At 32.4% G+C, this 12,752-nt stretch carries 15 protein-coding genes; 8 read left to right on the forward strand and 7 right to left on the reverse strand.

The features are described from left to right. The first annotated feature begins 17 nt into the window (after positions 1-17). The 5 genes from OM075_RS01400 (at position 18) to OM075_RS01420 (ending at position 4,245) form a co-directional block, all read left to right on the forward strand. Positions 18-779 (forward strand): rhomboid family intramembrane serine protease, encoded by a 762-nt coding sequence (locus tag OM075_RS01400; protein ID WP_301188669.1) that lies wholly within the window; start codon positions 18-20, stop codon positions 777-779. A gap of 34 nt (positions 780-813) precedes the next feature. Continuing rightward, complete coding sequence (locus OM075_RS01405) at positions 814-1,704, forward strand: rhomboid family protein (RefSeq protein WP_301188670.1); 891 nt, start codon at positions 814-816, stop codon at positions 1,702-1,704. A 12-nt stretch (positions 1,705-1,716) separates the two neighbouring features. Further along, positions 1,717-2,817, forward strand: a complete 1,101-nt coding sequence (locus OM075_RS01410) for an endonuclease/exonuclease/phosphatase family protein (RefSeq protein ID WP_494515752.1) — start codon at positions 1,717-1,719, stop codon at positions 2,815-2,817. Between the two features lie 88 nt (positions 2,818-2,905). After that, complete coding sequence (locus OM075_RS01415; protein ID WP_301188672.1) at positions 2,906-3,700, forward strand: thymidylate synthase; 795 nt, start codon at positions 2,906-2,908, stop codon at positions 3,698-3,700. Between the two features lie 41 nt (positions 3,701-3,741). Beyond that, the gene (locus OM075_RS01420; RefSeq protein WP_301188673.1) at positions 3,742-4,245 is read left to right on the forward strand and encodes a dihydrofolate reductase; all 504 of its coding nucleotides are present in this window, start codon (positions 3,742-3,744) and stop codon (positions 4,243-4,245) included. Here the strand turns inward: OM075_RS01420 and OM075_RS01425 are convergent. After that, positions 4,242-5,057, reverse strand: coding sequence for an ion transporter (locus OM075_RS01425; RefSeq protein ID WP_301188674.1), 816 nt, complete (start codon positions 5,055-5,057; stop codon positions 4,242-4,244). The genes OM075_RS01420 and OM075_RS01425 overlap by 4 nt on opposite strands. Positions 5,058-5,133: 76 nt before the next feature. On the opposite strand from OM075_RS01425, the gene lpcA reads away from it, so the two are divergent. From lpcA to OM075_RS01440, 3 genes are read left to right on the forward strand one after another with little or no spacing between them, the layout of a single operon-like run. Beyond that, positions 5,134-5,715, forward strand: coding sequence for a D-sedoheptulose 7-phosphate isomerase (gene lpcA, locus OM075_RS01430; RefSeq protein WP_301188675.1), 582 nt, complete (start codon positions 5,134-5,136; stop codon positions 5,713-5,715). Positions 5,716-5,733: 18 nt separating this feature from the next. Continuing rightward, positions 5,734-6,360 (forward strand): hypothetical protein, encoded by a 627-nt coding sequence (locus OM075_RS01435; RefSeq protein ID WP_301188676.1) that lies wholly within the window; start codon positions 5,734-5,736, stop codon positions 6,358-6,360. 10 nt (positions 6,361-6,370) lie between these two features. Further along, entirely contained in the window at positions 6,371-7,798 is a 1,428-nt protein-coding gene (locus OM075_RS01440; protein WP_301188677.1) for a DUF5723 family protein, read from the forward strand. A gap of 53 nt (positions 7,799-7,851) precedes the next feature. On the opposite strand, the gene atpG is transcribed toward OM075_RS01440, so the two are convergent. From atpG to atpB, 6 genes are read right to left on the reverse strand one after another with little or no spacing between them, the layout of a single operon-like run. After that, a complete protein-coding gene (gene atpG / locus OM075_RS01445) occupies positions 7,852-8,727 on the reverse strand; it encodes an ATP synthase F1 subunit gamma (protein WP_301188678.1) in 876 nt (291 codons plus the stop codon). Between the two features lie 8 nt (positions 8,728-8,735). Next, the gene (gene atpA / locus OM075_RS01450; RefSeq protein WP_301188679.1) at positions 8,736-10,328 is read right to left on the reverse strand and encodes a F0F1 ATP synthase subunit alpha; all 1,593 of its coding nucleotides are present in this window, start codon (positions 10,326-10,328) and stop codon (positions 8,736-8,738) included. 24 nt (positions 10,329-10,352) lie between these two features. After that, positions 10,353-10,889: an ATP synthase F1 subunit delta gene (atpH, locus tag OM075_RS01455; protein ID WP_301188680.1), complete on the reverse strand. Its 537-nt coding sequence runs from the start codon at positions 10,887-10,889 to the stop codon at positions 10,353-10,355. Positions 10,890-10,903: 14 nt separating this feature from the next. Next, positions 10,904-11,401 (reverse strand): F0F1 ATP synthase subunit B, encoded by a 498-nt coding sequence (gene atpF, locus OM075_RS01460; RefSeq protein ID WP_301188681.1) that lies wholly within the window; start codon positions 11,399-11,401, stop codon positions 10,904-10,906. 27 nt (positions 11,402-11,428) lie between these two features. Beyond that, complete coding sequence (atpE, locus tag OM075_RS01465) at positions 11,429-11,629, reverse strand: ATP synthase F0 subunit C (protein ID WP_301188682.1); 201 nt, start codon at positions 11,627-11,629, stop codon at positions 11,429-11,431. 33 nt (positions 11,630-11,662) lie between these two features. Beyond that, positions 11,663-12,748 (reverse strand): F0F1 ATP synthase subunit A, encoded by a 1,086-nt coding sequence (gene atpB, locus OM075_RS01470; protein WP_301188683.1) that lies wholly within the window; start codon positions 12,746-12,748, stop codon positions 11,663-11,665. Between the last annotated feature and the right edge of the window lie 4 nt (positions 12,749-12,752).

The raw sequence follows: 12,752 nt of genomic DNA on the forward strand, positions 1-12,752 counted from the left end.
AGCAAAAGAATTGAAATATGTATCAACAACGACAATCCTTTTTTAGCAACATACCTCCCATTGTAAAAAACTTATTGATCATCAATGGTCTGATGTTTTTTGCAACTTATCTATTGACTAAAGGAATAAGCATTCCAGGCATTGGATATACCAGAATTCATCTTGATGAATTACTAGGTTTATACACTCCGGGAAGTCATCAATTTTACTTTTTTCAATACATCACATACATGTTTATGCATGGTAGCCTTGAGCATATCTTTTTAAATATGTTTGCGCTATTTATGTTTGGTCGAATACTTGAAAAAATTTGGGGCCCTCAAAAGTTCTTATTCTATTATTTTGCAACTGGAATAGGTGCAGGTTTACTTTATGTTTTAGTTGCATTTATACGATCTAAAATGATAGCAACAGGCTTGCCTCCTGAGGCTGTTCAAAGAATCTACAATGAAGGTTTTTCCATTTTATCTGAAAATAAAAACTATGTAGATGCTACTGCGGCAACTTTAAACAGAATAGTGAATGTTCCAATGGTTGGAGCATCCGGAGCTATTTTTGGTTTGCTATTGGCTTTTGGTATGCTATTCCCTGAAGAACGTATCTATCTTTATATGGTGCTTCCTGTTAAGGCAAAATGGTTTGTTTTAGGTTATGGAGCAATTGAATTATTCTCAACAATTGCTAATAATCCTGGAGATAACGTTGCCCATTTAGCTCATTTAGGGGGTATGTTAGTGGGTTTTATTCTTATTCGTTTTTGGCAGAAAAAACATTTTTAAATAAATTTAGTTTTAAGTTTCAAACAGAACTATTATGCCTATAGCTGACGAATTAAAACAATCATTTAAAATGGGTGGAGTTGTTACCCGCCTAATTTACATTAATATTGGTGTATTCCTGGTAGTTCGAATATTATACGCAGTTTACACGCTAACATTTAATGATCCATATTTTCCTTTAACCCATTGGTTGTCGGTTCCGGCTAGTCCTGAAAATTTGATTTTTCAGCCCTGGAGTTTAATAACCTACATGTTCCTGCACTTTGAGTTTATGCATATCCTTTTTAATATGCTTACGCTGTTTTGGTTTGGAAGGATTTTTCTTCAGTATTTTAATCCCCGTCAATTACTTGGAGTTTACTTTATGGGGGGAATTTCAGGTGCATTATTATATATTTTATCCTATAATTTGTTTCCTGCACTTCAAAATTTTGCACCAAGTGCTATCATGATGGGCGCTTCGGCTTCGGTAATGGCTATTATTTTTGCATCTGCTAAATATTCACCTAATTTTAAAGTTCATTTATTATTAATAGGTCCTGTAAAACTAATACATCTTGCTATTGCATTACTAATTATGGATGTTATAGGTGTTGGTGCAATGAATAACACCGGAGGTCACCTGGCTCATATTGGTGGTGCTTTGTTTGGTTTATTCTTTGCTTCGAGAGTTATAAAAGGAAAAGATATTACCATGAAATTTAATCGATTTATGGACAATTTTGTAAGTATCTTTTCCCGAAAACCTAAAATGAAGGTTACACATACTACTAATAAAAGACCAATGAGTGATATGGAATATAACGCTCAAAAAAGGAAGAAGCAAAGTAATATTGACCATATATTAGAGAAAATAAAAGCAAGTGGTTACGATAGCTTAACCAAGCAAGAAAAAGAAGACCTTTTTAATGCAAGTAATAATTAAAAAAATTAAGTTTTGAACAGAATCAGCAGGTCTATCATACTTTTTTTTAATCTTTCTTTAGCATTCCTTCTAATGCTGGCATCATTAGGTGCCTACATTAGTCCTGTTCATATTAATTTTTTATCGTTTCTGGGTTTTATTTTCCCATTTTTATGGATTTCGAATGTAGCCTTTGCTGTTTTTTGGATGTTTAAAAAGAGGAAACGCCTGATTATTTCACTTTCGCTGGTCATATTAACATGGTCGCAATGGAATGCTGTATTTCAATTCAGCAATAAAGAACTTCCCTCCACAATTGATAAGGAACAAACCATTACCATAATGTCTTACAACGTAAGAATGTTTGACAAATATGTATGGACAAAAGATAAAGAAACACCGCAAAAAATCTATCAGTTTATTAAAGATCAAAACCCTGACATACTTTGCATTCAGGAGTTTTATGTTAACAATAAGAAGAATCAGTATTCGGAAAACAACATATTATCAAAATTTAAGCAGTACAAATACAAACATCTTGAATATAATATCAAAACAAAATCCGGAAGAAAATACGGGCTGGCAACATTTTCAAAATTCCCTATAACAAATTCTAAACCTCTTCCCTTTGAAAACACAACGAATTTTAGTACTCAAACAGATATCGACATCAATGGTAAACATGTTCGTATCTTCAACAACCATTTAGAGTCAATCCGCTTACAAAAAGAAAATTACAATTTTATTGATAGTCTGGAATTTAAAAATGACCAGGAGCGAAGAAAAGGTATATACGATATCTTTAGCAAATTAAAACATGCTTTTTCAAACCGCTCTTATCAAGCTCAAACCATTGGCAGACATATTAAAAATTCACCTTTCCCGGCAATAGTTTGTGGAGATTTTAATGATACCCCAATTTCATATGTATACAGAACTGTGAAAGGAGATTTAAAAGATTCATTTATTGAATCAGGAAGTGGTTTTGGTGGCACATATAATGGTAATTTACCATCCTTCAGAATCGATTTTATTTTTCACGATAAATCATTTGAGTCCTTCAACCACCAAAGAATTAAAGTTAACTACAGCGACCATTACCCGATCAAAACCACGCTAAAATTACCTTTATAAAATAATACAATAGCTTATCATTATTATTTCAATAGAGTGCTATATTTTTCTATTTTTGTGAATCATTTAATTATTTGAATAAAAACCTATGCATCAATATCTTGAATTGTGCCAACGTGTGTTGGATGAAGGCGTTTTAAAAGAAGACAGAACAGGAACCGGAACAATTAGTGTATTTGGTCATCAAATGCGCTTTAATTTACAAGAAGGATTTCCTTTAGTGACCACAAAGAAACTTCATTTAAAATCAATCATTCATGAACTTATTTGGTTTTTAAAAGGAAGTACTAATGTAAAGTATCTTCAGGATAATGGTGTTAGGATTTGGAATGAATGGGCCAAAGAAGATGGAGAACTTGGTCCTATTTATGGATACCAATGGCGTTCATGGCCAACAGCTAATGGCGAATACATCGATCAGGTAAAACAGGTTATTGATGCAATAAAAAACAACCCTGATTCACGCAGACATATAGTAAGTGCATGGAATGTTGGACAACTAGAAGAGATGCAACTTCCTCCTTGTCATATCTTATTTCAGTTTTATGTTGCAGATGGAAAACTATCTTGCCAATTATACCAAAGAAGTGCCGACTTATTTTTAGGTGTACCATTTAATATTGCTTCATATGCATTATTAACTATGATGGTAGCACAAGTTACAGGTTTAGAGTTAGGTGATTTTGTACACACTTTAGGTGATGTTCATATATACAAAAATCATATCGATCAGGTAAAATTACAATTAACCAGAACACCTTATTCTTTATCAACAATGAACATTAATCCGAATGTTAAAGAAATTGATGACTTTAAATTTGAAGATTTTACATTAAGTAATTACGAATCTCACCCACACATCAAGGGTGCCATTTCGGTTTAAACGGTTCATTAATATTCAACCAATCAACAATTAATATAATTATGTCAGAATTTTCGATTATTGTGGCCATTGCAAAAATGAATGCTATTGGTCAAAATAACAACCTGCTTGCGCATATATCAAAAGATTTAAAAAGATTCAAAGCATTAACAAGCAGACATACAATCATCATGGGAAGAAAAACCTTTGAATCGCTTCCCAATGGTGCCCTACCAAACAGAAGAAATATTGTAATTACACGTAATACCGATCTTAAATTTGAAGGTGTAGAAATTGTGAACTCACCTGAAGAAGCCATAGAACTATGTAAAGAAGATGGTGAAGTTTTTGTAATTGGGGGTGCTACAATATACGAGGCATTCATGCCTTATACAAACAGACTCTATCTTACCCTTATTGATCAGTTTTTTAACGAAGCAGATACTTTTTTCCCTGAAATAAATTACGATCAATGGGATGAAAGCTACAGAGAAGAAGTTGTAGATGATGAGCAAAATGATTTTAACTATACTTTTCTTGATCTAAAAAGAAAAAATCAAGCTTAAACATTTAGCTTTTCACCACAAAATTTACAATACTCAGCGTCTCTGTCATGCCCCTCTTGCAAACATGCCGGACATACCTGAGTAGTTGTATCTTTTGAAACCTTAGTAAGTTCAGAAGTAACAATACCTGTAGGAACAGCAATAATTGCATAACCTAAAATCATAACCAAACCAGCCAAGAACTGACCTAATGCTGTAACAGGAGCAATATCACCATATCCAACAGTAGTTAAAGTAACAACCGCCCAATAAATACTTATCGGAATACTGGTAAAGCCACTGGCTTCGTTTGACTCAACAATATACATTAAGGTTCCTAAAATTGTAACCAGTATTAAAACTGTAAATAAAAACACACTGATTTTATTCCTACTGGCAATTAGGGCTTTCCATAAATGAGAGGCTTCATTAATATATCTGGTTAATTTTAATACTCTAAACACCCTTAATAACCTTAAAGAGCGGAAAACAACCAACATATGGGTACCGGTAAATATTAACCCAAGAAAGGAAGGTATTATAGCTAACAAATCAATGATACCGAAAAAACTTAATGCATATTGCAAGGACCGTCTAACTACCCAAAGCCGAACCAAATACTCTAACAAGAAAGCATAAGTAACCACCCATTCCATAAAATACAGGCTCGAATAAAATACTTCGGACCGACCGGGTAGGCTTTCTAACATTACTATTGTGATACTAAAAACAATCAGAATAATAAGGGCTATATCAAATATTTTTCCTGCTTTTGTATCTGCTTCAAATATGATATCATATAATTTCTTTTGGATTCGAAATCTATCCTTCATAAATTGTATTATAATTCAATTAAAAATTTCTAGTTAATAAATCGCATCGTATCTTTACTCAAAATTAGAAACAATTATGAGTATTAGTACTATTAAGAATAATTTCCTTGAAGCTCAAAGAGTTTTAAACGATTTTATTACTAATGATAACAATTTTGCATTATTAAAAGAGGCTGGAGATATTATGGTTTCAGCTCTTAAAAACGGAGGAAAGATTATTTCGTGCGGAAACGGTGGATCAATGAGTGATGCAATGCATTTTGCTGAAGAACTTACCGGACGTTTTAGAGATGAAAGAAAAGGTTTGGCAGCAATTTCAATTTCTGATCCTTCACATATTACATGTGTTGGAAATGATTATGGTTTTGATTATATTTTTTCAAGATATGTTGAAGCAGTTGGTAATACAGGTGATGTTCTTTTGGCAATTAGTACAAGTGGAAATTCCGCTAATGTTTTAAAGGCTGCTGAAGTTGCAAAAGAAAGAGGCATTAAAATAATTGCTCTTACAGGTAAAAGTGGTGGAAAATTAAAAGAAATTAGTGATGTAGAATTAAGGATATCACATAATGAATACTCTGACAGAATTCAGGAAATACATATACAAATTATCCATTCTCTTATACATTATATTGAATTAAAATACTTTAAAGAATAGTAATATGGATTAAAACAGATGTGGTTACATATTAAAAAATATTGTATCATACTATGTACTTTATTCTTTTTAACCTCTTGTTTTAAAGAAGATTTAAGTAAAATCTCTGATAATTATACATGGGAACCAGATGTTTCTGTTCCCATTTTTGAAAACACCTACTATTTAACAGATTCAAACCTTCCTGTTCCGTTTACCTCTTTTTATCCCAATTTAAATAGGGACATCACATTTTCTAAAGATTTTGATTTAAGTTTCACGAATTTATTTGAAGATACAGAGTATATCCGTAAATTAAGTTTTAATCTTGGTGCAGAAAATTTTTTTCCGGCAGAACTACACATTTTCATAGATTTTATGCAAAATCCTAATGTGTATATTAAAACCTTAGAAATTGATCCTGAAATAAATATTCCTGCAGCGTCTATAAATAATCAGGGTGAAATAACAATTAGCCAACCTTTTGTTCAACTTATTCCTGTTAATATTGATGATGAAGACATCATTCAGAATACTGATTTTATAAGAGTATTGATAAGAATTACAAATAGAGAAATATCTGATGAAATTATTGCAAACTTAGAAAATTATTACTGTGACTGCTCCATAGGTATTAAGGCAGAACTTCAAGTTCCAATAAACTAATAATTTATAAATGCATAAAATTATTGTTCTAATACTACTATTATTAGCCCTTACTACAGCTAAGGCGCAACAGAACAATACTTTATTTTTAATGCATGAACTTCCCCAAGCAAATATTGTTAATCCATCTGTACCCATTAACTGTAAATGGCTTATTGGAAAGCCTATGCTTGGCTCCACTCATATAAATGGTTATTCCACAGGTTTTTCTTTTAATGATGTTTTTGAAAATTTCGATGGAGATTCATTAAGGTTTAACCCAGATAAAACACTGCATAAATTCAACAAACTTGAACTTCTTGCTACAGAATTTCACTTATCTCTAATATCATTAGGTTATAAATACAAGCAAAATTATTTTACCTTTTATATTAACGAAAAGATTAATACCTACCATACACTATCGAAAAACGCTTTTATCTTGGCAAACGAAGGAAATACACAATTTGAGGGTCAAAATACTCAAATGGATGGCACAAGAATTAATGCAGTACACTATAGGGAATATGCTATTGGGTGGGCGAGGGAAGTCAATGATGATTTAGATATAGGTATTAGGGCAAAACTACTATTTGGTAAAGCAAATATTTACACAAAATATTCTAACATGAGGTTATATACCAATCCCGTAAGTTATGCTTTAAACCTTGTTGCTTCCGGAGAATTATATAGTTCTTTTCCTTTAGAAGTGACTCCCAATGAGGAAGGTTATGTTGACGACATTGAAGATATTGAAACGAAAGACATAAACACTACAGATTATCTGTTAAATAGGCAAAACAAAGGCTTTGGTATAGATCTAGGCTTAACGTATAGATTAGATGAATTAACCACACTTTCTGCAAGTATATTAGATATTGGCTTCATAAAATGGAATTCTGAGGTCAATCAATTTCATTCCTCAGGCCAAATGGATATTACAGGTGAAACATATAGCCAAGGTTTAGATGATTATGAAACAATTAAAGACACCCTTTATAATGCATTTAATCCTTATCTATACAACTCTGCTTATACTTCGCCACTTGTTCCAACTTTCTATGCTGGAATTGAAAGAATAATACCAAATACACTGGATATAGGAGCTGTTTTTCATAGTGAATTTTACAAAAAAAGATGGCACCCTTCATTATCCATATCTGCAAATAAACAATTTGGAAAGATATTATCTACTGGTATTTCTTATACCTTACAAAATAAGCAAATAAATAATCTTGGAATTGGATTAGGTGTTAAATTAGGTCCTGTTCATTTACATGCCTTAAGTGATAATATTCCGGCCTTTTTTAATCTTGCCAATACACGCAATGTAAATTTAAGATTTGGAATTAGCTTTTTAGGTGGATGCAAAGAAACTCAGATTCGTAATAAAGGTAAAGGAGCTCTACCATGTTTCGGAGATCCATACAACGCGGTAAAAAGCACAAAAAGAAAATAAAAAAAAGGATGTCCTACATAGAACACCCTTCTATAGTAATTTAATAAATAGGTCTATTTAGAAAGAGCCTCAGCACCACCAACAATTTCAAGAATTTCGTTTGTAATTGCAGTCTGACGAGCTTTATTATAACTCAACTCTAGGTCTCCAATTAATTCTGTGGCATTGTCCGTAGCTTTATGCATAGAAGTCATCCTGGCACCATGTTCAGAAGCAATGGAATCCAAAAGTGTTCTAAAAAACATTGTTTTTAAACTTAATGGAATCATTTCATTGATAATTTCCTCCTGTTCAGGTTCATAGATATAATTTGAAGAGTAAGAATGTTCTATTTCAGGAAACTCAAGTGGTAAAAACTGAGAAACACTAACATTTTGCACAGCAGCATTAATAAACTCATTATAAACCAATATAACTCTGTCATATTTATGCTCCAGAAAGCTAGAAATGAATTCTTCTGAAATTTTCTCAACAGAATTAAAGTGTACATTATTATAAATTTCATTAAAATCTTTAACACACTTTATTCCTGATGATTTTAGTAGTTTTTCACCCTGTTTACCTATAGCAACCACATCAATAAACCCATTCTTAAAATGAGATGAATATTCATGTCTTACTATTCTATTTACTTCTTTTACAATACTTGAATTAAAAGCTCCACACAATCCCCTGTTTGAAGTAACCATTACAATCAAAATGCGATCAGCCTCACGCTTCTCTGCTAAAGGAATAAACTCACCGCTTTCTCTTGCATTATAGAGATCAAACATGATATCATTCATTTTTTCAGCATAAGGTCTAATCTGAACAATGTCATCCTGTGCTTTTTTTAATTTAGCAGCAGAAACCATTTTCATAGCACTGGTTACCTGTCGAGTTGTTTTAACAGAATCAATGCGGGTTTTTATGTCTTTTAAACTTGGCATTGTACTTATTAATTTTCGTCATCAACCACTGCAAATCTACGAGCTACATCACCAGCCACTTCTTTTAAGATTGCAGTTTCTTTATCAGAAATATTTCCTTTACCTAGAGTATCAAAAATATCCTTATATCTCATCTCCAAATCATCAATAAAACTCTTCTCAAATTCTTTAATTTTATTTACAGGAACTTCAGATAGTAGTCCTTGAGTTCCACAATAAATTAAAGCAACCTGATGAGCAACGTTTACAGGAGAATATTGAGGTTGCTTAAGCAATTCCACATTCTTTCTTCCTTTATCTAAAACTGCCTTTGTAGCAGGATCCAGATCAGAACCAAATTTAGAAAAAGCTTCAAGTTCTCTATATTGAGCCTGGTCTAATTTTAAAGTACCAGACACCTTTTTCATTGATTTAATCTGAGCACTACCCCCTACTCTAGATACAGAAATACCAACATTGATTGCTGGCCTAATACCTGCGTTAAACAAATTACCTTCAAGGAAAATCTGTCCATCCGTAATAGATATCACATTAGTAGGAATGTATGCAGAAACGTCACCAGCCTGAGTTTCAATGATTGGTAAAGCAGTAAGTGAACCTCCTCCTTTAACCTTTCCTTTGATTGATTCAGGTAGATCATTCATTGTTGCTGCAATCTCATCAGAATCAATTACTTTAGCTGCTCTCTCCAATAAACGTGAGTGAAGATAAAATACATCTCCAGGATAAGCCTCCCTACCTGGTGGACGACGTAATAAAAGTGAAACTTCACGATAAGAAACAGCCTGTTTTGATAAATCATCATAAACAATTAGAGCAGCACGACCGGTATCTCTAAAATATTCCCCCAGAGCTGTACCTGTAAATGGTGCATAAAATTGCATCGCAGCAGGATCTGCAGCTGTAGAAGATACAACTGTTGTATATTTCATGGCTCCATGTTTCTCAAGTGTATTTACAATTTGAGCAACAGTAGAACCCTTTTGACCTATAGCCACATAGATACAATATACAGGATTACCTTTTTCGTAATTTTCTTTTTGATTGATTATGGTATCAATGGCAATTGCAGTTTTCCCAGTCTGACGGTCCCCAATAATAAGTTCCCTTTGTCCTCTACCAATAGGAATCATTGAGTCCACAGCTTTTAAACCTGTTTGCATAGGTTCTTTTACCGGTTGGCGAAATATTACTCCCGGAGCTTTTCTTTCCAGAGGAAACTCATATAATTCACCTTCAATACTTCCTTTACCATCAATAGGTTCACCATTTGTATTGATAACCCTACCAAGCATTCCTTCACCAACATTAACAGAAGCAATACGACCTGTTCTCTTAACTACGTCGCCTTCTTTAATATTGTGAGAAGCACCTAGTAAAACTATTCCAACATTATCCTGTTCAAGGTTAAGTACTACTCCTTTGCAAGATCCAAAATCAACAAGCTCATTTGCTCTTACATTATTTAATCCATAAACACGAGCAATACCATCACCAACCTGAAGAACAGTACCTACTTCTTCTAAGTTTGTATTGCTGGTAAAACCTTCAATCTGTTTTTTTAATAATTCCGAAACTTCGGCAGGTTTTATATTTTCCATTGGTACAATTTTAACCAGTAGTAATTAACTTAATAGTTTACTTTTCAACTTCTTAAGTTTATTGAATATACTTGCATCCATCATTTTACCATCTACCATTAAAATAAATCCTCCAATGAGATGTTCGCGAATACTTACATTCAATTCAATTTTTGTTTTAAGTTCTTTTTCCAGCAATTCTTTAACTTTAACAATATAATCTTCTGTTAAAGGAAATGCTGTATAAAGAGTAGCTGTTTTTAATCCTATTTGCTCTTTATAAAAATCAATATAATTACGACCAATATCTTCTAACAATTCTTCTCTTTTATTATCAATAATTACATGAAGAAATTGTAAAGTAATTTGATGAATATATTTTTCAAATATAGAATTAAAAGCTTTTTTCTTTTCAAAAGGAGTAACCACAGGACTCTTTAACAACTCATTAAATGACTCGGTTTTTGAACATTGATCCATTAGAATTTGTATATCAGTATATACTTTTTCCACAATGCCCTTTTCTTGACTTAATGAAAATAATGCTTTCGCATATCTTACAGAGATTAAACTATGATCCATCCTTACTTCTGTAATTAATTAAAATTTACCTTATCTAAATACTTATCGATAATCTCTTTTTGCTTTTTCTCAGATTTCAATTCAGATTCTAATATAAGACCTGCAATATCAATTGAAATTTCAGCAACCTGAGTTTTTAACTCTTTAATAGCAGCATTTTTTTCTGCTTCAATTTGTGTACGAGCTGATTCGATAAGTTTATTAGCTTCGTTTTGCGCACTAGAACGAGCGTCATTGATAATTTTCTCTTTTAAGGCACGAGTTTCTTTTATAATTTCATCACGCTCATTCCTTGTTGAGTTCATCATTTCCTGACGCACCTTAACTAGGTCTTCCACCTCAGCTTTGGCCCTCTCTGCAGCTTTTAGTGAAGCTTCAATGGTTTCTTCTCTAACTTTAAGTGCATGCAGAATTGGTCCCCATGCATATTTTCTTAGAAGAAAAACGAGTATACCAAACGAGATTGTAGTCCAAAAGACTAATCCTGGATCTGGTTGTAATAAAAAATCCATTTTTTAAACTTTAATTACTCGTAATGATTAACCGTTAATCATTGCAATTACAATAGCAAATAAAGCTACACCTTCTATCAAAGCCGCAGCAATAAGCATCGCAGTTTGAAGTTTAGAAAGAACTTCTGGTTGACGAGCCATTGCTTCCATTGCGCCTTTACCTAAAAGACCAATTCCTAATCCAGCTCCAATTACTATAAGTCCTAAACCTAAAGCAGTAGTTGTCATAATATTTTATTTTTTAATTAAACTAGTATTTTATTAATGTTCTTCACTTTGTACAGCCATACCTATAAACAAGGCAGATAATAAGGTAAAAATATAAGCCTGTAGAAGGGCCACAAACAATTCAAGGATTGACATGACCACTGACAATGCAATTGATGCCGGAGAAACCCAAACATTTTGCAAAATAAAGATAAGAGATACCAAACTAATAATAATGATATGTCCGGCTGTAATATTTGCCATTAAACGAATCATTAAAGCAAAAGGTTTAGTAAATAATCCAATTATTTCAACAGGTATTAATATAATTTTTACAACAGAAGGAATTCCCGGAGCTAATAAAGTATGCTTCCAATAACTTTTACTACCATTAATATTTGTTACTAAAAATGTTATTATGGCTAATACCATTGTAACAGAAATATTACCTGTAAAGTTGCTTCCTCCTGGAAAAAATGGAACCAAACCTATCATATTATTTATCCAAATAAAGAAAAATAACGTTAATAGATATGGTACAAATTTATATGCTTTTTCTTTTCCAATTTGATCTACAATAATATCATCTTTAATAAATAAGATGATAGGCTCAAAAAAGGATTGTACCCCATGTGGCCGCTTAGGTGAACCATTATACTTTTTAGCTATAGAAATAAATAACCATAAAAGGATGACAATAGATAACCACATAGACCAAACATTTTTAGTCAGGGAAAAATCCCAGGGTTTTGTATTAATTAGATGACCATTTTCATCCTCAGTAATAGTTCCTTTAGCATCAGTATTATAAATAGTTCCATGATGGTATAGGAAATAACTACCATTATCTTCGGCTATTTGCGTATGATGATCAAAACGTGAATATAAAAAGAAATGAAATTTCCCTTCATTAATTAATATAATTGGCAAAGGTATTTCAATATCAACTTTATCCTCTCCTTCACCCCAAGATACAACATGCCATACGTGAGCGTTTGAGATATGATGCTCAATAACTACTGTTGGATCAAACTTTTCTGTATTATTTTCTTCTCCACCTTTAGCTTCTGAGTGCTCAGATGCAGCCACAGGTAATAAGGAAATTAAAGAAAATAAAATAATTCCTAATACACGTTTCATAAAT

The sequence above is a fragment of the Plebeiibacterium sediminum genome, assembly GCF_026013605.1.
In the GTDB taxonomy this organism is placed as follows: domain Bacteria; phylum Bacteroidota; class Bacteroidia; order Bacteroidales; family Marinilabiliaceae; genus Saccharicrinis; species Saccharicrinis sediminus.

Bases quoted from the DNA above. Each gene is read 5' to 3' on its own strand.
- atpE (WP_301188682.1), bottom strand. From the start codon at position 11,629: ATGACAACTACTGCTTTAGGTTTAGGACTTATAGTAATTGGAGCTGGA.
- OM075_RS01405 (WP_301188670.1), top strand. From the start codon at position 814: ATGCCTATAGCTGACGAATTAAAACAATCATTTAAAATGGGTGGAGTT.
- OM075_RS01435 (WP_301188676.1), top strand. From the start codon at position 5,734: ATGTGGTTACATATTAAAAAATATTGTATCATACTATGTACTTTATTC.
- atpH (WP_301188680.1), bottom strand. From the start codon at position 10,889: ATGGATCATAGTTTAATCTCTGTAAGATATGCGAAAGCATTATTTTCA.
- OM075_RS01440 (WP_301188677.1), top strand. From the start codon at position 6,371: ATGCATAAAATTATTGTTCTAATACTACTATTATTAGCCCTTACTACA.
- OM075_RS01425 (WP_301188674.1), bottom strand. From the start codon at position 5,057: ATGAAGGATAGATTTCGAATCCAAAAGAAATTATATGATATCATATTT.
- OM075_RS01400 (WP_301188669.1), top strand. From the start codon at position 18: ATGTATCAACAACGACAATCCTTTTTTAGCAACATACCTCCCATTGTA.
- OM075_RS01415 (WP_301188672.1), top strand. From the start codon at position 2,906: ATGCATCAATATCTTGAATTGTGCCAACGTGTGTTGGATGAAGGCGTT.
- atpG (WP_301188678.1), bottom strand. From the start codon at position 8,727: ATGCCAAGTTTAAAAGACATAAAAACCCGCATTGATTCTGTTAAAACA.
- lpcA (WP_301188675.1), top strand. From the start codon at position 5,134: ATGAGTATTAGTACTATTAAGAATAATTTCCTTGAAGCTCAAAGAGTT.
- atpB (WP_301188683.1), bottom strand. From the start codon at position 12,748: ATGAAACGTGTATTAGGAATTATTTTATTTTCTTTAATTTCCTTATTA.
- OM075_RS01420 (WP_301188673.1), top strand. From the start codon at position 3,742: ATGTCAGAATTTTCGATTATTGTGGCCATTGCAAAAATGAATGCTATT.
- atpF (WP_301188681.1), bottom strand. From the start codon at position 11,401: ATGGATTTTTTATTACAACCAGATCCAGGATTAGTCTTTTGGACTACA.
- atpA (WP_301188679.1), bottom strand. From the start codon at position 10,328: ATGGAAAATATAAAACCTGCCGAAGTTTCGGAATTATTAAAAAAACAG.